Here is a 23,067-nt window from a genome sequence, read left to right on the forward strand (position 1 = left end):
TGGGCCTACCAGGTGGCGGACCAGTGTCGAACAAGCAAGAAGGAGTCGATATCGGGGCGTTCGGCGACCATGACACCACACGTCACCCTGTCACGACCACACAACAACCACGGCGAAGGTCTTCCCGAGCGGGAATTTGTGCGCATGGCACAATATCGTCGGCGGTTTTTGTACAACGGACGGAGCGGACGGTGGCGGCGTACGGATCCCTCGTCTGGGTCGGCCAGGCGCTCGGTCCACTCACCGACACGATCACCGAGGACCTGATCCGCGTCACCGAGCAGATGATCCCGGTGACCGACATCGCCTTCGACCTGGCCGACCTGCGCGCCGCCAGCATCGCTGAGAACATCGCCGTCGTGCAGTACGTCCTGGCCAACAACATCGACCCGGCCACCGTCAGCCCACCCGCCGGCGCCGCCGCCTACGCCCAGCGCCTGGCCCGGCGCGGCGTACCGCTGACCGTCCTCCTGCGCGCCTACGGCCTGGGCCAGTATCGCCTCCTCGACGCGGCCATCGGCCTGATCCTCGCCGTCCCCGGCCCGGACCAAGCCGCCAGAATCGCCGAACTGCTCCGCTTCGCGAGCACCTACCTGGACCGCCTCAACTCGTCCATGGGCCGGATCTACGAAACCGAGCGTGACCGCTGGCTCAGCAGCCGCCAGGCCGCCCGCCAGCAGTGGATCGCCCGACTCCTCGACAGCGACGACGTCGACCTCAGGGCCGCCGAAGAAGCCCTCGGCTATCGACTGGACCAGGGACACCGGGCCGCGGAGGTCTGGACCCCATCGGACACCACGGGAGCGGACGCGGCACGCGCGCTCGACCAGGCCCGACAACTCCTGTCGACGGCGATGGGCGCCAGGGGAGCGGAACTGGCAGCGGCGACCGGTGAGCGCGCACTACGTATCTGGTTCCCGTGCACGGGTGACCACCGCACGGCACCCGACGACCTCGCGGACCAGATCGCGGCGTCCGGCCTACCCGTCAGGGTCGCGCTCGGCACCGCCGGCGCGGGACTCCCGGGATTCCGGAACTCCGCCCGCAGCGCGGCCCGGGCCAAGAACCTCGCCGTGACCGCCGGACCGGACGCGCCACCGGTGGTGGACTTCGACACCGTCGCCCCGTTCGCCCTCCTGTCCGACGAACCCGACGAGCTCGCCGGACTGGTCCGGCGCGTCCTCGGTCCGCTCGCCGAGGACGGCACCAAGATGGCCATGCTCCGCCACACCCTGGAGATCTTTCTCGCCGAGGGCGGGAGCTACTCGAGCACGGCCCGCGTCCTCGACGTCCACCGCAACACCGTCCAGTACCGCATCCAGCAGATCACCGGCCGCTACGGAATCACGTTGGATACGGACAACTTCCGCTTGCGGTTCGCCCTCGGTGTCTGCCGCTGGTATCGTCACGTGCTTTTTCGGACATTCTGACTCCCTGTTGTTTGTGCCCGACGCACAGTCTCGGACATCGAGGCTTGTTCGGTGACCACCTTTGCTCGTGCGGTGTTCGGCCGGATCAGCCGGAGTTGGAAGGCGTAGAGTTGATTGCCCGAGGTGACAGGAGTTGACGGTGGTCATACGTGCCAGACCAGCGATAGTCCGGACTGCTGCGATCGCTGTGGCAGTGGGTGCCGCCACACTCGTTGGCACGGTCGGTCAAGCATTCGCCGACGTCGAACCCGGCGCCTATACGTCCACGACGTGGTCGTCTGGCATCGTGCTTCTGCAACGCGACGCGCGCGTCGCGGGCGGGGACCTGGTCTTGATAGGGCGATACCCAATTCATTCGACTCCCGACGGTGGTTACGTCGACCTATTTCCCGGCCACCGAGTCGTACTGATCAGCGACGGACATGGCGGGTACACGGGCCCATCGTATTTGGGTGGAGTGGTGGTCGGCGCCATCACGCTGACGCCACGGTAATCAGTGCGAGGGTTGGTTGACATAATGTGCATTATCGGCGTTTGAACGGCGCCGGTCGGGCGGGGTGTTGTGCATTATTGATGCAGAGTCTGCCGAGTTGCGTCCTCTGCGCGAATCGGCTGCCGTTCCACTGTCGTCGCCGAACTCGCGCGGCCTTGCCGTGTGCAAGGAACCATTTGCGACGCTGATTCCAGCCCTTGGACAGGTGGCGCCGAATTCGACAATTCTCGTATGCCGGTCAATTCATGAACGCCCATAATGAATGCCCGAATATGCGCCTTACGGCTCCGGGTGTGCAGAAATGCAAGGTTCACCGGACGTGCGGCGGCAGGGTTCGCACTCCCCCTCCACTTCCCCAGTGCCCTTATTTCGTCACAGTGACGAAATAAGGGCACTGGGGAACTCAAGAATAAATCGCGTCGATGTCGGCGGCGTACTTCTTCATGACCTCCGCCCGCCTCAACGACATCTTCGGAGTCAGCTCACCGGTCGCCTCGGTCCAATCGGCCGACAGAATACGGATCTTCTTGATGGCCTCGGCATGGGACACCTGAGTATTGGTGTCGGCGATCGCCGCATCGATCTCGGCGACCAGGTCGGGATTGTCGAGGAGGGTCTCGACCGGAACGTCGGCGGGCAGGTTGTGGAGTTGCCGCCAACCCGGCAGAGCCTCGGGGTCGAGCGTGATCAGCGCGCCGACGAACGGGCGGCCGTCACCGACGACCATGGCCTGACCGATCAGTGGATGCGCGCGCAACGAATCCTCGAGCAGGCCCGGTGAGACGTTCTTACCGCCCGCGGTGACGATGATTTCCTTCTTGCGGCCGGTGATGGTGAGGTAGCCGTCCCGATCGATGGCACCGAGGTCGCCGGTGCGGAACCAGCCGTCGGCGAAGGCATCCGCGGTGGCGTCGGGGTTTCCCCAGTACTCGTGGAACACCACGGGGCCGCGCAGCAGCAGCTCGCCGTCGTCGGCGATCTTGATACCGTGCCCGTCGGTCGGGCGGCCCACCGTGCCGACCCGGGTGTCCCGTGGGGTGTTGACGGTGATCGCGGCGGTGGTCTCGGTGAGTCCGTAGCCCTCGTAGATGGGAATGCCCACGCCGCGGAAGAAATGACCGAGGCGGGCGCCGAGCGGCCCCCCGCCGGAAACGGCTGCCCCGCAGCGTCCGCCGAGCGCGCCGCGCAACTGCCGGTATACCAGCTTGTCGAACAGGGTGTGCTCGAGCTTGCGCAGGAGGCCGGGCCCGCCGTTGTCCAGTGACTCACTCCAGGCGATGGCGGTCTCGGTGGCGCGGTCGAAGACCCAGCCTTTGCCGCGGGCATGCGCCTTCTGCTTCGCGCCGTTGAAGACCTTCTCGAAAACCCGCGGCACCGCGAGAATGAAATGCGGCCGGAAGCTGCCGAATTGGTCGACGAGGGTGGACCAATCGGAACTGAACGCCACGATCACCTTGGCATCGAGCGCGGCCAGCGTGACCGCGCGCGCGAACACGTGCGCGAGCGGCAGGAACATGAGCGACTTGTGGCCTTCGACGACGAAGTCCGCCAGGGCGATACGGTCGGACTTCGACTCCGCGTAGAGGTTCGCGTGGGACAGAAGCACGCCTTTGGGCCGTCCCGTGGTGCCCGAGGTGTAGATCAGGGTGGCCGGGGAGGTCGCGTAGACCTGCGCACGACGGGTGTGGACAGCCTCGTCGTCGAGTTCGGCGCCGCGCGCTGTCAGCTCGTCGACGGCGCCCTGGTCGAACTGCAGGATTTCGGTCAGTTCGGGTAGTGCGTCGCGGTCGATCTGGTCGATGACCCGCCGGTGTTTGGCGCTGTCGACCACCAGCAGCTGGGTCGCGGAGTCTTGCAGGATCCATTTGGCCTGCTCGGCGGCGGAGCTGTCGTAGATGGCGACGGTACAACCACCCGCGGCCCAGATGGCGTGGTCGAGCACTACCCACTCGTAGCGGGTGGGGGCCATGATGGCGACCCGGTCGCCGAGTCCGACGCCGGAGGCGATGAGGCCCTTGGCGACATCGGTGACGGTCCTGGCGAATTCGGCGGCGGTGACGTCGGCGAGTTCGCCGGCGCCGGTCGCGACGTTGAACAGCACCGTGTCCGGCGAGTGTTCGGCGTGCCGGAACACGCTGTCGGAATTGTTCGCGTGTTCCGGAACGGTGTAGGAAGCCGGGGCTTCGAACTCGCGCATCAGGTGCCCTTCCACGTGGGTGTGTCGATTCGAGGTGTCCGCTACTGCGCGGCGGCTGGTTCCTGGCGGTGGTCGTGGCCGAGCCGGTGCAGGCCGCGCAGGTCGTAGGTGTGGGTGGCGACGGCGCCGAGGACGAGTCCGATCGCCAGGCCGACGAGGGTCATCCACAGGCCCTGGCTCATGCCGGCTTCGAGGTGGCCGTCGAAGAACAGGATGGCGCGGACGGCGAGGTAGATCTGGTGCATGGGTTCGAAGGCGGCCAGGTCGGCGATCCAGCGCGGGGTGGCCTCGAGCGGGATGGTGCCCGAGGACGAGGGGATGCCGAGGACGACGAACACGATGAGGTTGATCATCAGGCCCGCGGTGCCGAAGGCGGCCATGACCGACAGTCCGGTGACGGCGATGGCGGCGATGGCCAGGGTGCCGTAGAGGAACAGCATCAGCGGTCGCTCGATGGACATATTCAGGAGGGCCCCGATGCCGAGGAAGACGGCGGAGGCCAGCGGTGCGCTGATGGCGGCGATCCCCCATTTGATGAGCAGGGTGCGCCAGCGGCTGATCCGGGCCCGGGTGGCTGCCTTGTGCCAGGGGCCGTATTCGGCGGGGACGAAGCCGAGGGAACCGTCGACGAGGGAGTTGATCATCATCGCGCCGCTGAAGCCGACGATCAGCAGGACGAGGGTGTAGAAGAAGGCCGCCAGTCCCTGGCCGGTGCCTTCGGGCAGCGGGTGGTACGGGGTGACGACGACGTCGATGGGCTGGGTGAGCTGCAGCTGGGCCGCGCCGCTGAGGGGCGCGGTGCCGATCGCGCCGCGTACCTGGTCGGCGAGCTGGGTACCGACGGTGGTGTTGACCTGGGTCATGGCCTGGTCGGCGATGGTTTCCATGATCTGCGCGGCGAGGGTGCCTGCGCGGGGGTTGGTCAGCACGGAGATGATCGGCCGTTCGACGTCGCCGGGGACGATCGACGAGGCGCCGAGGATGGCGACGCGTTTGGTGAAGTCGCCGGGGATGACGATGGCGCCGTACACCTCGCCGTTGCGCAGCTGACGTTGTGCCTCGTTGAGGCCGACGGTGCGCAGGTCGATCTTGTCGGCGGGGATGTTCTCCCCCAGCGCGGTGCTGATCTGGGCGCCGAGGTTGGTGGGCTTGCCTGCGAGGGTGTCGCCGACGTCCTGGTTGACGACGGCGATCGGGAAGTCGTGCAGGTGTTTCTCGGGGTCGGCGGTGTAGCCGAGGTACATGGTGCCCAGGAGTGCGGCCAGCACGGTGACCAGCGTGATCGGTGCCAACCACTCGCGGATCGGCATGCTGCTCGGCGGGCGCGGCGGCGCGGTGTTGTCAGTCATGGCATCGTTAATGTAGTCACCGACTACAAAGTAGTCAATGCAAACATTGGTCGACGTGTCGGATATCCTGCTACCACCATGTCCATGCATTCGCGCTACCACCACGGAGACCTCCGCGCCGCGCTGCTGCAGCACGCCGAGGCGGCGCTGCGCACGGTCGGCGCGGACGGGCTGTCGCTGCGTCAGCTGGCACGCGACACCGGTGTCAGCCACGCGGCCCCGAGCCGGCATTTCCGCGACAAGCAGGCGCTGCTCGACGCGCTGGCCGTCACCGGCCTGGAACGGCTCGGCGCCTGCTTCGAACAGGCCGTGACCACCGGTCCGATCACGATGCGACTACAGACGTTCGCCCAGGCCTATCTGCGGTTCGCCCTGGACAACCCCGAACTGCTCCCGCTGATGTTCGCGCGCAGGCACAGCTCCACCGACACCGAGATCCAGGCGGCCGCGGACCGCGCCTTCGCCATCCCCATCGCGCTGATCGCCGAGGGCCAGGCCGCGGGCGAGATCGTGCCCGGCGACCCGAAACGTCTCGGTGTCACCGCACTCGCGGCCGTGCAGGGTCTGGCGACCTTCGTCGGGTCGGGGTACACCGCCGACTACGACGCCGAACAGCTCCTCGACGACCTGGTCCGGCACATGACCCTGGGGCTACTCCCCCGGTCCTGATCAGGCCCGCTAGTCGGTGCCGGCGAGGATGACCGGGCGGCCGTTGCGTGGCTGCGTCGGCCTGTTGCTGTGAGGGAACAGCGCGCGATACCGGTCGACGTCGGCGGCCGCGACGGGACTCGGTGTGCGCAGCACGATCCATGCCACGCCTTCGGTGCACGGTGGCGTGGTAAGTGACCCCTGGTAGCGGAACTGTGTGAGGTTGCCGGGCAGGAACGTGCGCGGGTCGATATCGCTCAGGGTGCACGTGGCGCCGACGCGATCCGGTGACGCGGTGAGGATTCGGCTCACCGGCGCCGGCTCCTGCTGGGCGCGCAACATGACCGCGAGCACGGCCAGTCGTCCGGCCCGGTCGGTGTGCACGAGGTGGAGTTCCATGGCGGTCTCGGCGCCGACGACGGTGTGTTCGCTGGGTAGGTGGAAGTGGTACTGGGTCAGGGTGAACGGAGTGCCGTCGACGATGATCCGGTTGCCCGAGTCGGCGGGCACGGTGGCCTGGATGGTGTGGCCGGTGTTGGTGAGGGCGGCTGTAGAGGTCGGCCTGTAGAGGATCTCGATGTGGTCGGCGGGGTGGGCCTCGGCGGCGTCTGGCAGATCGATCGGCGACTGCGCGTGACCGTTTCGGCAGGTGGCGTAGTGCGTGTCGAGGTCGGCCCAGTGATCGGGGCCGTCGGCGTCGTAGTCCCAGTGGGGTGCGGTGGCGGCGGTGTCGGCGGCTCCACATCCGGCGACCGCGAGCAATGCCAGGGCGGCGAACGCCTTTCGGCGGTTCAGGACGACTCGATGTGTCACCGGCGCGACTCCTTGCCACGATTCGGCCACCGGACTGGTGCCGAAGAGTCGACCTGTCCGGAGCGGCGGAACGATCAGAGCGCACGCCGAAATCAGCGAGTCACCGACGTTCCCCGGAATGTCCGATTGGTACCGAATATCCCTCTGGTGCAGGTGATTTCGCGTGCAACGGATTCTCAGGCTAGGCCGGTGAGCGCGGTGTGGACTAGAGCATGTGGCGGCGAGATACGTCACATCGGACGGTGGATGGAGGCGTCAGACTGTGCGCCGAGGTGCTGGGGCGGCGGCCCAGAGCAGGACAGCCAGGCACGCGTGTGCCTGGAGCCGAAGTCGTTGTCCTCCCCCAGGAACCACTGTCCTGAGGGAGGACACTGGGCGCCTCAGGCGCCGACGTAGTCCGCGAGGTGCTCGCCGGTGAGGGTGGAGCGGGCGGCGACGAGGTCGGCGGGGGTGCCTTCGAAGACGATCTGGCCACCGTCGTGACCGGCGCCGGGGCCGAGGTCGATGATCCAGTCGGAGTGGGCCATCACGGCCTGGTGGTGTTCGACGACGATGACGGACTTGCCCGCGTCGACGAGCCGGTCGAGCAGGCCGAGGAGTTGTTCGACGTCGGCCAGGTGCAGGCCGGTGGTCGGTTCGTCGAGGATGTAGACGCCACCCTTGTCGGACATGTGGGTGGCGAGCTTCAGGCGCTGGCGTTCACCGCCGGACAGCGTGGTGAGCGGCTGACCGATGGTGAGGTAGCCGAGGCCGACCTCGGTGAGGTGGGTGAGGATCTTGTGGGCGGCGGGAGTGCGGGCCTCCCCCTCGCCGAAGAACTCACGCGCCTCGTCGACGGGCATCGACAGCACTTCGCTGATGTTCTTGCCCGCGAAGGTGTATTCGAGGACCTCGGCCATGAACCGCTTGCCCTCGCACACCTCACACACGGTGGAGACGCCGGCCATCATGGCCAGGTCGGTGTAGACGACGCCGGCGCCGTTGCAGTTCGGGCAGGCGCCTTCGGAGTTGGCGCTGAACAGGGCGGGCTTGGCGCCGGTGGCCTTGGCGAAGGCCTTGCGGATGTGGTCGAGCAGGCCGGTGTAGGTGGCGGGGTTGCTGCGCCGGGAGCCCTTGATGGGGGCCTGGTCGACGGAGATGACGCCTTCGTCGATCGGGATGGAGCCGTGGACGAGCGAGCTCTTGCCCGACCCCGCGACACCGGTGATCGCGACGAGTACGCCGAGCGGGATGTCGACATCGACCTCGCGCAGGTTGTTGGCCGTGGCGCCGCGGATCTGCAAGGCGCTCGTGGATGTCCGCACCGTGTCCTTGACGGCGGCCCGGTCGTCGAAGTGGCGGCCGGTGACGGTCTTGCTGACGCGCAGGCCGTCGACGCTGCCTTCGAAGCAGATGGTGCCGCCCTTGGAGCCCGCGGCGGGACCGAGGTCGACGATGTGGTCGGCGATGACGATGGTCTCGGGCTTGTGTTCGACGACCAGGACGGTGTTGCCCTTGTCGCGCAGGCGCAGCAGCAGGTCGTTCATGCGCTGGATGTCGTGCGGGTGCAGGCCCGCGGTGGGCTCGTCGAAGACGTAGGTGACGTCGGTGAGCGAGGAGCCGAGGTGGCGGATCATCTTGACGCGCTGGGCTTCACCGCCGGACAGGGTGCCCGACGGACGCGACAGCGACAGGTAGCCGAGGCCGATCTCGACGAACGAGTCGAGGGTCTGGCGCAGCGATTCCAGCAGCGGGGCGACCGAGGGGTCCTCGATACCCTTCACCCATTCGGCGAGGTCGGTGATCTGCATGGCGCAGGCGTCGGCGATGCTGATGCCGTCGATCTTGGACGAGCGGGCTTCGGCGCTGAGGCGGGTGCCGTCGCAGTCGGGGCAGGTGCCGAAGGTGACGGCGCGTTCGACGAAGGCGCGCACGTGCGGCTGTAGCGCTTCGACGTCCTTGGACAGCATGGACTTGCGGATCTTGGGGATCAGGCCCTCGTAGGTGAGGTTGATGCCGTCGACCTTGATCTTGGTCGGTTCCTTGTAGAGCAGGTCGGCGAGCTGCTTCTTGGTGTACTTCTTGATCGGCTTGGCGGGGTCGAAGAAGCCGCTGCCCTTGAAGATCCGGCCCATCCAGCCGTCCATGCTGTAGCCGGGGATGGTGAGCGCGCCCTCGTCGAGGGACTTGTTCTCGTCGTAGAGCTGGGTGAGGTCGATGTCGTTGACGGTGCCCTTGCCCTCGCAGGTGGGACACATGCCGCCGGTGATGGTGAAGCTGCGGCGTTCCTTGACGGTGACGCCGTGCTTTTCGACCGCGACCGCACCGGAGCCGCTGATCGAGGCGACGTTGAACGAGAAGGCCTGCGAGGAGCCGATGTGCGGGTCGCCGAGGCGGCTGAACAGGATGCGCAGCATGGCGTTGGCGTCGGTGACGGTGCCGACGGTGGAGCGCGGGTCGGCGCCGAGGCGGGACTGGTCGACCAGGATGGCGGTGGTGAGGCCTTCGAGGACGTCGACGTCGGGGCGGGACTGGCTGGGCATGAAGCCCTGCACGAAGGCGCTGTAGGTCTCGTTGATGAGGCGCTGGGATTCGGCGGCGATGGTGCCGAAGACGAGCGAGCTCTTGCCGGAGCCGGAGACGCCGGTGAAGACCGTGAGCCTGCGCTTGGGAATCTCGACGCTGATGTCGCGCAGGTTGTTCACGCGGGCGCCGTGCACCCGGATCAAGTCGTGGGCGTCGGCCGGCTCCACGGTCGCCGTGCTGGACTTGTTGGCCGTGCTCATGGATCTCCCTCAGGTCGGTCGGCGTCGCCGGTTTCCCGAATCTACCGGCGGTGGTGCTTACTTGGTCTGCTGGATGCGGACCATGTTGCCCGCGGGGTCGCGGAAGGCGCAGTCGCGGATGCCGTAGGGCTGGTCGGTGGGTTCCTGCACGACTTCGATGTCGCCTGCCTGGAGCTTCGCGAACAGGCCGTCGAGGTCGTCGGTGGCGAGGTTGACGCCGGCGTAGGTGCCCTTGGCCATCATCTCGGTGATGACGCGGCGTTCCTCGTCGGTGATGCCGGGGTCGGCGGCGGGCGGATGCAGCACGATGGAGGTGCTGGGCTGGCCAGCCGGGCCGACGGTGATCCAGCGCATGCCGTCGTAGCCGACGTCGTTGCGCACTTCGAAGCCGAGCGCGTCGCGGTAGAAAGCGAGGGCGGCGTCGGGGTCGTCCTGGGGCAGGTAGGTCTGGTGAATGGTGATGTTCATGGCGACCACGCTAATTGTCGCGGGAGACCGGCGCTTCTCGATTCCTGATCGGTCTGGTCACCTTCTTGACCACGCACGACGGTATGCCCTGGGTCGCTTGCGCCTGCTGCCGGTAGACGCTGGGCGGGACGCCGACGAGTTCGGTGAAGCGGGTGCTGAAGGTGCCCAGGGAGGAGGATCCGACGGCGAAGCAGACCTCGGTGACGCTCAGGTCGCCGCGGCGCAGCAAGGCCATGGCGCGTTCGATGCGGCGGGTCATCAGGTACGAGTAGGGCGATTCACCGTAGGCGAGGCGGAACTGCCGGCTCAGGTGCCCAGCGGACATGTGCACGCCGCGGGCGAGCGCTTCGACGTCGAGCGGTTGCGCGTACTCGCGGTCGATGCGGTCGCGGACGCGGCGCAGCAGGGCGAGGTCGCGCAGGTGCTGAGGTCGCTCCGGCGTGCTGGTCACATGCGCGATCGTCTCATGCCGGGGCAGGCATGCCCAGCAGGGCCGGGTGGGCAGTCGTCGGCGATCGGCGCGCACGTGCGGTAGGCGGGCGGACGGTGGCGACCTGATCGAGGAAGTGCGGGCAGGTGCGGAAGTCCTCGGCGTCGCAGTCCAGGACGTGGGTGACGGCGTCGAGGGCGGCCCGGGTGCGGGCGAGCTGGTCGGCGAGGCGGGCCCGGTGGGCGTGGAGTATCCGCCGACGGGTGGCGCGGTCGGGTGCCTCGGTGAACAGCAGGGCCAGGTCGTCCAGGGACAGCCCGGCCTTCTTGCCGAGGACGATCATGGCGATGGTGTCGAGGTCGGTGTCGCGGTAACGGCGGCGGCCTGCCGCGTCGCGGTCCGGGGTGAGCAGTCCACGGCCCTCCCAGTGCCGGAGGACATGGGTGGCGAGACCGAACTGTGCCGCCGCCGCGCCGATCGTGGTGTGCTCACCGGTCATTCGTCGAGCCTAGGCGGTGGCGCGCGGTAGCGGGTGACGAGGGCGACGGGATGCCACGGCAGCCGGATCGTGGTGGCGTCGACGGTGCCGAATCGGGCGCGCAGCGTGTCCCGAATGGGGTCGGCGCGGGTGAACCGGAAGTCGTAGACGGCGAGGATGCCGCCGGGCCGGAGGACGCGGTGCAGTTCGTCGGCGGCCGGGTCGAGGTCGGGCCATTCGTGCATGCTGAGGCTGGAAACAGCGAGGTCGATGCTCGCGTCTGGGTACGGGAGGTCGGTGACGTCGGCGACGGTCAGTTCGGCGGTGTGGCCGTGCAGGTTGCGGCCGGCGATCTCGATCATGTGCGGGGACAGGTCGATGCCGTGCAGGCGCAGGTCGGGTCGCCGGGGCGCCAGGCAGGACAGCATTTTCCCCGGCCCGGTGCCGATGTCGGCGACGGTGGCGGCGGGGCTGGTCGCGGTGTCGATGTCGGTGGCGATGCGCCGGTAGAGGCTGCCGAGCAAGCGGGTGGCGCGGCGGTCGTAGCCGAGGCTCTGGGCGCGGTCGAAGGTGGTCATGGGACCACCGTGCCGCCTCAGGTCGACCTGAAGTCAAGCTCTGCGGTCGGGCGGACGTCGGCGGTGCGGCCGGGCGCCCGCTGGTACTGCCAGTAGAGGTTGGTGTGGGCGATCACTTCGGCAGGTTGCGGTGCGCCCCACAGGGTTTTGTCGAAGGTGGTGTGGGCGTCGGCGACGAGGGTGACGTCGTAGCCGCGCACGAACGCGCCGTGGATGGTCGAGCGGATGCACGCGTCGGACTCGGCGCCTGTGACGATGAGGTGCCCGGTGCCTGTCGCGGCGAGCAGGGCTTCGAGCGGGGTGTCCTCGAAGGAGTCGCCGTAGCGCTTGTGCACCAGGGGTTCGTCGTCGGTGCGGGTGAGTTCGGGGACGTACTGCCAGGCGTCGGTGCCGGTGACGAGATCGTCGCTGGAGTGCTGGACCCAGATCACCGGCACCGACGCGGCGCGGGCCCGGTCGACGAGTGCGGCGATATTGGCGACGACCTCGTCGCGGCGCAGTGCCTCGTCGACGACGCCGTTCTGGACATCGACGACGAGCAGGGCGGTATTGGGACGGTCGGGCAGTGTGGTCACAGCGAATTCCTCGGTGGCGGTGCGGTGTTCAGAGCGGGCGCAGGACGACGATGCCCGGCGTGGTGCGGACGTAGTCGGCCAGCGGGGTGTCGACGACCTGGTAGGCAGCCAGCGAGGACGCGTTGCGGAACATCGGGCCGTCGGCGGTCTGGACGATGATGCCGACATGGGTGACGTCGAGGCCGGCGTCGGGGGTGTACGCGCCGACGAAGTCACCGGTACGCAGGCCGGACACCACCGCACCGTCGACGGCGGCTGCGGGAATGTGGGTGATCGCGCGGTCGACGACCGGCAGGCCGGGCAGGTAGGTGCCGCCGTCGGCTGTGGCGTTGAGGTGCTTGGTGACGGTGACAGCGGCGGGGCTCAGGCTCGCGGTGACATCGGCGGCGGCGATGCGCCCGGTGGCCGCCCAGTCGGTGAAGAAGTGTTTGCGCTGGGTGAATTCGACGCGGCTGTCGACGTAGCGGGTGGCCACGAGGTTGGCGACGAACTGGTCGCGGTCGGCCGAGCGGGACGCGGCGTCGAGGTAGTCGAGGTAGGTGAAGCAGTCGACGCGACGCAGGTCGACGACGAGTTGTTCGGGCTCGGTGGCCGATCCGATGAGCATGTTCGCGCCGTAGGGGGTGCCGAGCATGCGGGCGGACAGCCGCGCGAGCAGGTCGGCCCGGCTGATCGCGCCCGCTTCTGCGCGGACGGCGAGGAGTTCGTCGATCTTGCGGCTGGTGGTGTCGTCGATGGCCGGGGTGGCCAGGGCGGGCGCGGCGGCGCAGACAAGGGCGGCGAGCACGAGCAGGATCCGGACGATGATGCGCAAGACGCCTCCCAGCAGCAACGGTCGATCGGTGCGAGCGGTCTCCACGGTAGCCGACCCGGGGGCCGATACCTCAGGCGTTGGGAACGATGACCGCGCGGCCGGTGATCTGCCCGGCGTGCAGGCGTTCATAGGTCAGCGGAGCTTCGTCGAGGGTGAACGTCTCGACGTGGACCGAAACCTCACCGCGGCGGGCGATGTCGAGGACTTCGATGAACTCGGTGCGGGTGCCCCAGTAGGGCGAGGTCACGGTGGTCTCGGAGGGCAGCGAACCGAAGCCGACAGCGACCGTGCCACCACCGAGCCCGACGACGGTGATGTCGGCGGCGGTACCCGCCGCGGCGGACGCGGTAGCGGTCGTGGGTGGCGCCCCGACGAAGTCGAGAACGACTTGCCGCCCTCCCCGTCGGTGAGCGCGCGGTTGCGGTCGGCGACGGGCGCGACGGCGGTCGCCTTGCAGCTGATGCAGCTCAACACCCCGGGCTCGATCGGGTGCCTGTAGTTCGCTAGATCGCGCAGCCGTCCGGGCCGCAGGTGTCACCGTCGGCGTCGGTGGCGAGCACCAGCGGCGCCGGGCGGTCGTTCCACGCGGTGGTCAGGGCGTGGGTGAAGATCTCGGTGGGCTGGGCACCGGAGACGGCGTACTTGTTGTCGAAGACGAAGAACGGCACGCCGGTGGCGCCGAGCTGAGCGGCTTCGCGTTCGTCCTGGCGGACGGCGTCGGCATAGGCCTGCGGGTCGGCGAGCACCGCCCGCACGGCGGTCTCGTCCAGTCCGGCGCGAACCGCAAGGGCGACAAGGCGTTCGGTGTCGGCGAAGACCGGCTCGGATTCGGCGAAGTTGCCCGCGTAGAGGGCGTCGAGCAGGGCGTCCTGCTTGCCCTGCCCGAGAGCGAAGTGCAGCAGCCGGTGCATGTCGAAGCTGTTGCCGTAGTCGCGACCGGAGATCTGGTAGGGCAGACCGAGCTGGGCGGCCTGGGCGCCGATGCCGCGCTCGTTGGCGGCGGCCTGGTCGACACTGATGCCGTATTTGGCGGCGATGCGCGGGATCACCGGACCGGTCTCGTCGGCGGGCAGGCCGGGATCGAGTTCGAAGGACCGGTGCACGACCTCGACATCGTCGCGATGGTCGAACTCGGCCAGTGCCTGTTCGAAGCGCGCCTTCCCGAGGTAGCAGAACGGGCAGTTGATGTCGGTCCAGATCTCTACTCTGGTGGTCAAGCGGGCCTCCTCCGGCACACGAAATCCGGCGGCGGTCCGCCGGAAGTATCTGGACAGGCGTTCAAATTCTGGGGGTACAACGCCGGCGACGAAGCCGCTATTCCCTGGCGCGTCCGGGCACGACAGGACGAGCACGAAGGACATCGATGGGGTTCGAACAGCGGAGGGGGTGGGTGCAGGTGCCCGAAGGCTTGACGGTGCCGCGCGCACTGGACGGTCTGTGGGCCGTGCGGCACGCCCAGAGCGCGGCCAATGCCTGGTACGCGGACCCGGCGACCGAACTGCGCCCGATGCGCGGCACGGACGCCGAGGTAGAACTGACCGAACTGGGACACTGGCAGGCGCACTGCCTGGGCGAGTGGCTGGCCGGTCTCGCCGGTGTGCAGCGACCCGGGCTGGTGGTCTGTTCCCCCTATTTGCGGACCCGGCTCACCTGGGCGGTGATGGCCGAGGCCGCCGTCACCCGCAACCGGCATCTGCGCCCGATCCGCACCCTGGTAGACGAACGGCTGCGCGACCGTGAGATGGGCGTCTTCGAACTACACCCGTACAAGGCGATCCGGCGACGCTCCCCCGAGGAGGCGGCCCGGCGCGAACGGATCGGGAACTGGGTCTACCGGCCGCCCGGCGGCGAGTCGCTGGCCGATGTCGCCGTGCGGGTGCGCAGCTTCCTCGACGAACTGGACGTGGTCGCGGCCGGCGAGCAGGTGCTGGCGGTGACCCACGACGCGGTGGTGATGTCGATGCGCTACATCCTGGAGGGCATGGGCGCCGCGGTCCCGGATACCCTCGAGCCCGTCCCGAACGCGTCGGTATCGCAGTGGCGGCGGGAGGGCCGTCAGCTGAGCCTGCGGGTGTGGGGCGAGGTCGGCCACCTCGGGGGCGCCGAGCAGGTCGGCTGAGCCCGGTGGTGGCGCCGCGGCCGTCGTCGCCGTGACCGCGATGGAAGAATGCTGCTCGTGCATGTGGCGATCGGCTTGGTGGTGCTCGTCGGGTCGGCGACCGCGCTCGCGGCGCTGGCGCGGCGGTTCGGGGTGTCCGAGCCTCTCGTCCTGACGGTCGCCGGCGTCGCCGCCTCCTATCTGCCGATGGTGCCGCAGGTGCATCTCGAACCCGAGGTGGTGCTGCTGGGGTTGCTGCCGCCGCTGCTCTACACCGCCGCGTTGCGGACCTCGCTGGTCGACTTCAAGGACAATCTGCGCACGATCGCGTCGCTGTCGGTCGGGTTGGTGCTGTTCAGCACGTTCGCGGTGGCGCTGGTGGCCTGGTGGCTGCTGCCGATCCCGTTCGCGGCCGCGGTCGCGCTGGGCGCGGTGGTCGCACCCCCGGACGCGGTGGCGGCGACGGCGATCGCCCGCCGCACCGGCATGCCGCGCAGCATCGTGACCGTCCTCGAGGACGAATCGCTGTTCAACGACGCGACGGCGCTGGTGTCGTTGCGCGGCGCCATCGCCGCGATGGCGGGTGCGGTGACGGTGTGGCAGATCGGCGGGGACTTCCTGCTCGCCGCCGTCGGTGGCGCGGTCGTCGGCGGGGTGATCGCTGCGGCACTGGTGTTGCTGCGCAAGCGGATCAAGGATCCGGTGCTCGACACCACGGTGTCGCTGCTGGCGCCGTTCGTGGCGTATCTGCCCGCCGAGCACGTCCACGCCTCCGGTGTGATCGCGGTGGTGACGTGCGGGATGATCCTCGGCCACGGCGCGCAACGCTGGCAGGGCGCGGCCTCCCGGGTCGCCGAGTCGACGAACTGGCGGACCATCCAGTTCATCCTGGAGAGCGCGGTCTTCCTGATCATCGGCCTGCAGGTGCGCTGGATCGTCGAGGGCGCCTGGCGCAGCGGGCTGGACCGTCGCACGTTGCTGATCGCGGCGGTGGCGGTGCTCGCCGCGGTGATGCTGGCACGCCCGATCTGGGTGTTCACGCCGGTGCTGGTGGCGCGCCTGTTCGGGCGCGAGACCGAGCCGCTGAGTCATGCCGCGGTGGTGTCATGGGCGGGGATGCGCGGGGTGGTGACCCTGGCCGCGGTGCTGCTGCTGCCCGAGTCGACCCCGCAGCTGCCGGTGCTGGAGCTGCTGGCGCTGGTAGTCGTCGGCGGCACACTGCTGGTGCAGGGCACATCCCTGCCGTGGCTGGTGCGCCTGTTGCGGCTGCGCGGACCGAGCCGCGCCGAGGACGCGCTCGCGAAAGCCGATCTGCTGCAACAGGCGTCGAGCGCGGGTCTGGCCGAGCTGGACAAGCGGATCGGCCCCAACACCCCCGAGCCGGTGATCGAATCGCTGCGGCAACGGCTGATCTGGCGCACCAACGCGGCCTGGGAACGCCTGGGCCGCCCCGAAGCCGAACTGGTGACACCCACCGCCGAGTACCGGCGCCTGCGGCTGGCGATGCTGGCCGCCGAACGCGATGCCGTGCTGGCGGTCCGGGACGCGGGCGCGGTGGATTACGAAGTGCTCCAGCATGTTCTGGCGCGCCTCGACCTCGAGGAATCGATGATCGACCGCTTCGACGAGGCCGACGAGGACCCCGGCACCGAACCGCTCTCGGGCGCCGCGCCTGCCGACGGCTGCACCCACCTCGAACACGCGCCGCTGCTGCGCGAGCCGGTCGGGGCACTGGTGTGCCGGGATTGCGTCGCCGAGGGGCTGCGCTGGGTGCATCTGCGGATGTGCACCGGCTGCGGCAACATCGCCTGCTGTGAGTCGTCGCTGGGCAACCACGCGAGCGCCCACTTCCGGACCTCGGCGCATCCGGTGATGCGCAGCGTCGAGCCCGGCGAGGTGTGGCGCTGGTGCTACGTGGACGAGTTGCTCGGCTGAGGCCGGTGCGAGTAGATCAGGCGCGCGTACTCGGCGAGCAGCTGGTCCAGTTCGGTGGGTTCGCCGGTGGCGGCGAGCTGCTGGTAGCCGATCAGCATCGCCATGCCGAATTCGGTGACGACGGAGGCGGTGGCCGTGTCGCCGACGACACTGTCGATCACGCGATGCACGGTGCGGCGACGGGATTCGTCGACCCGCTTGACCGCCACGTGCACCGACTCGTCATTGGCCGCCCACGCACGCAGCGCGGCTTCGGCGCCGTGTTCGAGGCCGCCGGCCAGTTCCGACATGGCGCGCACGTCGGCGTCCGGATCGCCGTGGCCGACATCGAGCGCGCGTAGCTCGATCATCTGCCGGTTCTCCCAGTGCTCGAGCAGCGTGTCGACGAAGCCCTGCCATGAACCGAAGTGATGGTAGAACGAGCCACTGGTGACCCCGAGGCGACGGCACAGCACACCGATGTTGAGGCCTTTGAAGCCGAACTCGGCGAGCACCGCCACGGCGGTGTCGTAGTACTGCTCCTTGGTGACCACTCGGGACATCGCGATGCCGATCTGTTCGTGCGGGCAGGACCGAAGAATGCGAACAGTACCCGATCGTAACGAGGGCTCGCGCGAACGTAACGAAGTCTATGCTGTGCCGAAACCGCCGAATGTGAGATCGAAATACCAAGTGCTGGAACAAAATCCGTGCGCTACCAGGTGACAAGAGCATCCGAACGGAATAACAGAGCAGACGCTCTGTAAACTTTTGTTCATGCCGAGACCGCGAACTCACGACCCGGAGACCGTGCTGGACGCCGCCGAGAACCTCGCCGCGCGCTCCGGTCCCGCCGCGGTGACCGTGCGCGCCGTCGCCGCCGCGACCGGAGTGTCCAACGGCGCGCTGTACCACACGTTCGGCTCCCGCCAGGAAGTGCTGGCGCGCACCTGGTTACGCGCCGCCCGCCGCTTCCTGGCCCTGCAGGCCGCCGACATCGACCGCGCCGTCGCCGCCACCGACCCGGACGCGCGCATCGACGCGGTCGTCGACGCCGCCGAGACCCCGGCGCGCCTGGCCGACGCCCACCCCGGTTCGGCCCGGCTGCTGCTGCTCGTCGACCGGACCGAACTGCTCGACGGCGCCCTGCCCGCCGACCTCGCCCGGGAGATCGCCGACACCGAGAAGGCGTTGCTGACCGCGCTGTCGCGGGTCGCGCGGGCGCTGTGGGGCCGGGCCGACCGGCGCGGCGTCGCCACCGTCACCACCTGCCTGGTCGATCTGCCGACCGCGCTGCTGCTGCGGCGCGACCGGCTCACCGATCCCCTGGCCCGCAGACATCTGCGCGCCGCTGTCCGTGCCGTGCTCGAACTCGGCCCCCGCTGAAAGGAAACCCTCCATGCCCACCCTGCGCCACCACGACGCGATCGCGATCCTCGACCTCGGCGACGGGGAGAACCGCTTCTCCCCCGACTTCATCACCGAGATGCACGCCCATCTCGACACCGTCGTCTCCGAGGGCGCGGCCGCGCTGGTGACCACCGCGACCGGCAAGATCTACTCCAACGGCCTCGACCTGGACTGGTTGTCCGCCAACAGCGATCGCGCCGCCGAGTACGTCGAAGCCGTGCACACCCTGTTCGGCCGGATGCTCACGCTGCCGATGCCCACCGCCGCCGCCATCGGTGGCCACGCCTTCGGTGCGGGCGCCATGCTCGCCGTCGCCCACGACTACCGGGTCATGCGCGCCGATCGCGGCTTCTTCTGCTTCCCTGAGGCCGACATCCGCATCCCGTTCACCAACGGCATGGCCGCGCTGATTCAGGCCAAGGTGCCGCCGAAGACCGCGATCGCCGCCATGACCACCGGACGGCGCTTCGGTGGCACCGACGCGCTGGCCTACGACCTGGTCGACGCCGCAGTCGGCGCGGACGAGGTCCTCGACACCGCGCTGGCGACCGTCGCCCCATTCGGCGGCAAGGACAAGCCGACGCTGACCGCGATCAAGTCGGTGATGTTCGCCGGCGTGCTGGATGCGTTGCGCGGCAAGGACTGACGCGGTTCACGGCAACCGGGGGCCCTTGCCCAGATAGACGTCACCTCGATCGTCGCTGGCCCAGCCGCCCCCGGTGTAGTCGCCGTGCACGAAACACGCGTCGCAGAACTGCGTGCCGAACACCGACAGGTAGATGCTGCGGTAGGAGCTGATCGCGCGCATCTTCACCGACTTGTAGGCGGCCTGGGCGCTGGGCTGGGCCTCCAGGAACGCGTACCGGCGGAAATCGGCGACCGGTTCGGTGGAGAACCGCACCAACCCCAGCCTGCTGAGGTTGCCCAGGTAGTGGTGATCGCGTTCGGGCAGCGCGCAACCTGCCATGTAGGCGATCATGTTGATGCCGTCGGCCAGGCGCTGCGAGCCGATCCCGAACGGCGCCTTGGTGCGGATGTCGATCGCCGGTTGCGGACCGGCGACGGCCAGGAAGCGCAGGATGCGCGCCTCGTCGGGGGTCAGGTCGTGCAGGATCGGCACGAACGAGGGATGCAGGTCGCGCGGCTGCTGCGCCGAATCCCAGCCCTCGGTGATCATCGCATCACCCATGGCCTTGAGATCCTCGGCGCCGACACTGGTTTCGGACTGCCCGTACACGCCCGAGGCGGTACTGGTCAGGCCGAGCGCGCCCAGCGCGATCTTGCGCAGCGAGTCGATGCGCTCGTCGATGATCTGCGACATCGGCGCGCCCGCGCGGATGTCCTCGGCCAGGTCGGTGGCGGTGTGCAATGCCCCCTTGGTGACCGCGCCGACGATGTGGCGCAACGACAGTCCCGCGATGCGCGCCAACCCGGCCAGGTCGGTGGGGATCCCGGGCTCGGGGGTCGGTTCGGGGAGGTTCTCGCGCTCGTCCATTGCTCACACTCCGAAGATCAGTAGATGCAGAGCGCCGACGATCACACCGAGCGCGCCGCCGTGCGCGTAGAGCAGCCAGGCGTCCTGTTCGATGGCGGTGTAGAGCATTTCGACGAACTCCTCCGGCGGCAGTTCGCGCAGCTTCTCGGTGGCGAGGCGGTCCACGCTGGCCGCGGTGGTCTGCGAGAACTCGACGTCCTCGACCAGCCACGGCTTCATCTCCGTCGCCAGGTTCGCCCCCGCGGTGGCCTGGATGGCGTCGAACTGGCGCGGCCCCACCGCCAGCCGGGTCACCGACCGCAGTGGCCCGAGCACCCGGTCGATCTCGGCCTCGAGGAAGTGCGCGATGACCGCGCGGGTCTTGTCGCCGCTCGGCCCGTCGAGGAGCTGTTCGGTGACGACGTCGAGGGTGACGATCTGATACCCGATCGCGTGCCCGAGGTCGGCCGCCGCCTGATGCTGGCGTTTGGCGAATTTCGCGACCCGCCACGGGTATTTGTAGCGCGGTTGCGGGGTGGCCGGCTCGAAGACGACTTTGATGGCGATGATGTTGACCAGCACACCGACCACCGCACCACCGAGGAGCACCCACGCCCACGCGGGCAGGAAGTGCAGGATGTCGTAGAGCCAGCCGGGCAGGGAGATCACCGCCGGGGTGTCGCCGTGCGGGGTGCTGTAGTGCAGCAACGACAACCACAACGCGACCACGACCCCGAACGGGAACCCGATCACCCCGCTGCGGGTCATGAACCGCAACTCCGGCGCGCCCAGCCCGTAGATGACGTCCTTGAGCAGTTCCGGGCGCCGCCGCAGATAGCCGACCACCATCAATTTCACATCGAGCAGCTGATCGATGTTCGCGCCGATGAAGTCGAAGGCGCGGTCGGTGATCGCGGGCAGTTCCGCCTCCACCCGCGAGTACACGACTTCGCGTGCGCGCGGCGGCATGTCGGCCCACAGCTGGGGATGCTCGGTGTCCATGATCTCGTCGACCATCGACCGCACGTTCGGCAGCGCCACCTGGGCGACCTGCGCGGAGATCTTGCGCGGATCCATCTGATCGAAGAAGTCCTTGGCCGTGCCGATCTTGGCGACGGCGTTGTCGACCATCAGGCTCGCCATCTTCTCGGCACGGGCCGGGATGAATCCCTGGAAGCCGAGGATGCCGCCGGGGGCGAAGGTGGGCAGGATCTGCACCTTGCGCGGCAGCAGCGGGAAGATCGTCTTCAGGCCCGGCACATAGAACCCGGTGAACCGTACCGGCGCGAACAGCATGATCACGCCGGTCCAGTTGGTGATCAGACCGGCCATGGCGCTGAAGATCGGAATACTGATCATGTCGACCCAGAACTTGCTCAGGCCGGTCGTTTTCTCCCAGTCGAGCAGGCCGAAGAAGCCCGCCGCTTCGATCCCAGCATTCATCCGGCGTCCACTCCGTCGTGTTCCGAACCTCGCGCGTTCGGGTCATCATAAGTGACCGACCAGGTGGTTTCGGGCAGCTTTCGCGGTTACCGGCTAAACCTTAGCAAACCCGGTCAGACGTGGGTGGTGTTGACCAGCAGCAGGTTGGTGTCGATGTCGTGGGTGACCTTGTTGGCGACCGAGCCCAACAGCCGTGCGGGACCGCTCATTCCGCGATTACCGATGACGACGAGGTCGTACTTCCAGGCCGCGTTGCAGATCGCCTCGGCCGCGGGCACCCCGGTGAGGACGTCGCGGCCGAACAGTTCCGGATCTTCGACCTGCGCCAGGCCCTCCACCTCGATCAGGGTGTCGGCGCCGTCGTCGTCGGTCTTGGCGGCGGTCACCAGGAACGGGCGCGCGCCGAGGGCGACGGCGACGTCGTAGCCGCGGCGCACCGCGGTGATCGAGCTCGCCGACCCGTCGGTGGTGAGACCGACGGTGGTCCACCGTTTCGGGATCTTGTGGGTGAACACCACATCGGAGTCGCTGTGGTGGGACACGTGATTGGCGGTCGATCCGAGCAGGCGCGCCTTCGAACTGCCCAGCCCGCCGCCGCCGATGACCAGCAGCGTGCCGGGTTCGGCGGCGGCGATCTCGAGCAGGACCGCGCCCGCCGTGCCGGGCAGTTCGCTGCGCAGCACCTCGGTGACCCCCGCCGCGGCGAGGACGTCGGCGGCGGCCCCGGTGATCTCCTCGGCCCAGGCGGCGTCGGTGCCCGCCTTCAGCGTCGCTTCCTTCCAGACGCTCACGACGGTGACCCCGAGAGCGAGCTTGACCGCGAGTTCTCCCGCGACGGCGACCGCCGTCTGCCCGGACTCCGAGCCGTTGGTCCCCACCATGATGCGCTGGTACCCCATGTGACGCTCTCCGATCGACGGCAGGTCAGCTGCGCTTGGCCACAGTATAAGCGCCGCACACTCCCGGCAACCGTGGTGCGCGGCTCACTCTCCGGTGCGCAGATGCCGGTCGAAGAAGGCGAAGATGCGCTGCCAGGCGTCGTCGGTGGCCGCCGCGTCGTAGCCGATGCCGATGCGTTCCAGCACGGCGTTTCCGGGTAGGACATTGGCGAAGCTGTGGGTGGCGTTCGGGTAGGTCTTGATATCGTGCTCGACCCCGCCCGCGATCAGCGCCGCCTCGAGTTTGCGCGCGGCACCCGGCAGTGCCGGATCGAGGCGGCCGTAGCTGGCAACCACCGGGCACGCGCCGTCGAGCAGTGTCTTGTAATCACCGTAGAGGCTGCCGTAGAACGGTGCCGAGGCGTGGAAACCCTGGGGCGCGGTGAGCAGCGCGAAGCCGCCGCCCAGGCAGAAGCCGAGCACCGCGATGCGGCCGGTGCAGCCGGGGTCGTCGGCGAGGCGGTCGCGGGCGGCGAGGATTTCCCCCACCGCGGGGCCCTTCCCGGTGAACGCGACCGCGCGGAACGCCTGCTGGATGCAGCGGGCCCGGCCGCGCGCGAACAGGTTCGGCGCGATCGCCAGATAGCCCGCGCCGGAGACGATATCGAGCTGGCGCCGCAGGTCGGCGTTCACGCCGAGGGCATCGTGCAGGACGACCACGCCCGGCCACGGGCCCTCGCCTTGCGGACGGGCGATCAGGGCGTCGATGCGCCCGGTCGGAGTATCGATCTCGATCGATTCCATCGCTCGAA

The 23,067-nt window shown here is 68.6% G+C and carries 23 protein-coding genes; 6 read left to right on the forward strand and 17 right to left on the reverse strand.

Features of this window, described 5'->3' with window-relative positions:
• Positions 1–191 precede the first annotated feature (191 nt).
• Positions 192–1,430, forward strand: a complete 1,239-nt coding sequence (locus NV348_RS33675) for a PucR family transcriptional regulator (protein ID WP_447150519.1) — start codon at positions 192–194, stop codon at positions 1,428–1,430.
• 896 nt (positions 1,431–2,326) lie between these two features.
• Here the strand turns inward: NV348_RS33675 and NV348_RS33680 are convergent.
• Together NV348_RS33680 and NV348_RS33685 are read right to left on the reverse strand one after the other, a co-directional pair.
• Positions 2,327–4,120, reverse strand: a complete 1,794-nt coding sequence (locus tag NV348_RS33680) for an AMP-dependent synthetase/ligase (protein WP_447150520.1) — start codon at positions 4,118–4,120, stop codon at positions 2,327–2,329.
• A 41-nt stretch (positions 4,121–4,161) separates the two neighbouring features.
• Positions 4,162–5,469 carry a YhgE/Pip domain-containing protein gene (locus tag NV348_RS33685; protein ID WP_447150521.1) on the reverse strand — a complete coding sequence of 436 codons (1,308 nt, stop codon included), beginning with the start codon at positions 5,467–5,469 and terminating at the stop codon, positions 4,162–4,164.
• Positions 5,470–5,547: 78 nt separating this feature from the next.
• Here NV348_RS33685 and NV348_RS33690 point away from each other — a divergent pair, with 78 nt between their 5' ends.
• On the forward strand, positions 5,548–6,138 hold the full coding sequence (locus NV348_RS33690; RefSeq protein WP_447150522.1) for a TetR/AcrR family transcriptional regulator: 591 nt from the start codon (positions 5,548–5,550) through the stop codon (positions 6,136–6,138).
• A gap of 9 nt (positions 6,139–6,147) precedes the next feature.
• Here NV348_RS33690 and NV348_RS33695 read toward each other — a convergent pair whose 3' ends face one another.
• From NV348_RS33695 to NV348_RS33740, 10 genes are all read right to left on the reverse strand, one after another.
• Positions 6,148–6,930 (reverse strand): carbonic anhydrase, encoded by a 783-nt coding sequence (locus NV348_RS33695; RefSeq protein ID WP_447150523.1) that lies wholly within the window; start codon positions 6,928–6,930, stop codon positions 6,148–6,150.
• A 380-nt stretch (positions 6,931–7,310) separates the two neighbouring features.
• Entirely contained in the window at positions 7,311–9,695 is a 2,385-nt protein-coding gene (locus tag NV348_RS33700) for an ATP-binding cassette domain-containing protein (RefSeq protein WP_447150524.1), read from the reverse strand.
• A gap of 57 nt (positions 9,696–9,752) precedes the next feature.
• Positions 9,753–10,163, reverse strand: a complete 411-nt coding sequence (locus NV348_RS33705) for a VOC family protein (RefSeq protein ID WP_447150525.1) — start codon at positions 10,161–10,163, stop codon at positions 9,753–9,755.
• 10 nt (positions 10,164–10,173) lie between these two features.
• Positions 10,174–10,614: a helix-turn-helix transcriptional regulator gene (locus NV348_RS33710; protein WP_447150526.1), complete on the reverse strand. Its 441-nt coding sequence runs from the start codon at positions 10,612–10,614 to the stop codon at positions 10,174–10,176.
• Positions 10,615–10,627: 13 nt separating this feature from the next.
• Complete coding sequence (locus NV348_RS33715) at positions 10,628–11,092, reverse strand: MerR family transcriptional regulator (protein WP_447150527.1); 465 nt, start codon at positions 11,090–11,092, stop codon at positions 10,628–10,630.
• Positions 11,089–11,649, reverse strand: a complete 561-nt coding sequence (locus tag NV348_RS33720) for a class I SAM-dependent methyltransferase (RefSeq protein WP_447150528.1) — start codon at positions 11,647–11,649, stop codon at positions 11,089–11,091. The genes NV348_RS33715 and NV348_RS33720 overlap by 4 nt, the downstream gene beginning before the upstream one ends.
• 17 nt (positions 11,650–11,666) lie before the next feature.
• Positions 11,667–12,224, reverse strand: a complete 558-nt coding sequence (locus NV348_RS33725; protein ID WP_447150529.1) for a cysteine hydrolase family protein — start codon at positions 12,222–12,224, stop codon at positions 11,667–11,669.
• A 28-nt stretch (positions 12,225–12,252) separates the two neighbouring features.
• Complete coding sequence (locus tag NV348_RS33730; RefSeq protein WP_447150530.1) at positions 12,253–13,038, reverse strand: N-acetylmuramoyl-L-alanine amidase-like domain-containing protein; 786 nt, start codon at positions 13,036–13,038, stop codon at positions 12,253–12,255.
• A gap of 70 nt (positions 13,039–13,108) precedes the next feature.
• Positions 13,109–13,576 carry a zinc-binding dehydrogenase gene (locus NV348_RS33735; protein ID WP_447150531.1) on the reverse strand — a complete coding sequence of 156 codons (468 nt, stop codon included), beginning with the start codon at positions 13,574–13,576 and terminating at the stop codon, positions 13,109–13,111.
• Positions 13,542–14,255, reverse strand: a complete 714-nt coding sequence (locus tag NV348_RS33740; protein WP_447150532.1) for a DsbA family oxidoreductase — start codon at positions 14,253–14,255, stop codon at positions 13,542–13,544. Before NV348_RS33740 ends, NV348_RS33735 begins: the two co-directional genes overlap by 35 nt.
• Before the next feature lie 173 nt (positions 14,256–14,428).
• On the opposite strand from NV348_RS33740, the gene NV348_RS33745 reads away from it, so the two are divergent.
• Entirely contained in the window at positions 14,429–15,157 is a 729-nt protein-coding gene (locus NV348_RS33745) for a histidine phosphatase family protein (RefSeq protein WP_447150533.1), read from the forward strand.
• Between the two features lie 48 nt (positions 15,158–15,205).
• The gene (locus tag NV348_RS33750; RefSeq protein ID WP_447150534.1) at positions 15,206–17,071 is read left to right on the forward strand and encodes a Na+/H+ antiporter; all 1,866 of its coding nucleotides are present in this window, start codon (positions 15,206–15,208) and stop codon (positions 17,069–17,071) included.
• On the opposite strand, the gene NV348_RS33755 is transcribed toward NV348_RS33750, so the two are convergent.
• Complete coding sequence (locus NV348_RS33755; protein ID WP_447150535.1) at positions 17,047–17,613, reverse strand: TetR/AcrR family transcriptional regulator; 567 nt, start codon at positions 17,611–17,613, stop codon at positions 17,047–17,049. The genes NV348_RS33750 and NV348_RS33755 overlap by 25 nt on opposite strands.
• Positions 17,614–17,827: 214 nt before the next feature.
• On the opposite strand from NV348_RS33755, the gene NV348_RS33760 reads away from it, so the two are divergent.
• Both NV348_RS33760 and NV348_RS33765 read left to right on the forward strand, forming a co-directional pair.
• Positions 17,828–18,436: a TetR family transcriptional regulator gene (locus tag NV348_RS33760; RefSeq protein ID WP_447150536.1), complete on the forward strand. Its 609-nt coding sequence runs from the start codon at positions 17,828–17,830 to the stop codon at positions 18,434–18,436.
• Positions 18,437–18,449: 13 nt separating this feature from the next.
• Entirely contained in the window at positions 18,450–19,106 is a 657-nt protein-coding gene (locus NV348_RS33765) for an enoyl-CoA hydratase-related protein (protein WP_447150537.1), read from the forward strand.
• Between the two features lie 6 nt (positions 19,107–19,112).
• Here the strand turns inward: NV348_RS33765 and NV348_RS33770 are convergent, their stop codons facing one another.
• The 4 genes from NV348_RS33770 to NV348_RS33785 all read right to left on the reverse strand — a co-directional run bounded on the left by NV348_RS33770 (position 19,113) and on the right by NV348_RS33785 (position 23,059).
• On the reverse strand, positions 19,113–19,955 hold the full coding sequence (locus tag NV348_RS33770; RefSeq protein ID WP_447150538.1) for an Abi-alpha family protein: 843 nt from the start codon (positions 19,953–19,955) through the stop codon (positions 19,113–19,115).
• A 3-nt stretch (positions 19,956–19,958) separates the two neighbouring features.
• Complete coding sequence (locus NV348_RS33775) at positions 19,959–21,377, reverse strand: DUF445 domain-containing protein (RefSeq protein WP_447150539.1); 1,419 nt, start codon at positions 21,375–21,377, stop codon at positions 19,959–19,961.
• Positions 21,378–21,490: 113 nt separating this feature from the next.
• Positions 21,491–22,276: a universal stress protein gene (locus tag NV348_RS33780; RefSeq protein WP_447150540.1), complete on the reverse strand. Its 786-nt coding sequence runs from the start codon at positions 22,274–22,276 to the stop codon at positions 21,491–21,493.
• A gap of 84 nt (positions 22,277–22,360) precedes the next feature.
• The gene (locus NV348_RS33785) at positions 22,361–23,059 is read right to left on the reverse strand and encodes a dienelactone hydrolase family protein (protein WP_447150541.1); all 699 of its coding nucleotides are present in this window, start codon (positions 23,057–23,059) and stop codon (positions 22,361–22,363) included.
• Between the last annotated feature and the right edge of the window lie 8 nt (positions 23,060–23,067).

The sequence above is a fragment of the Nocardia fodinahabitans genome (genome assembly GCF_052983615.1).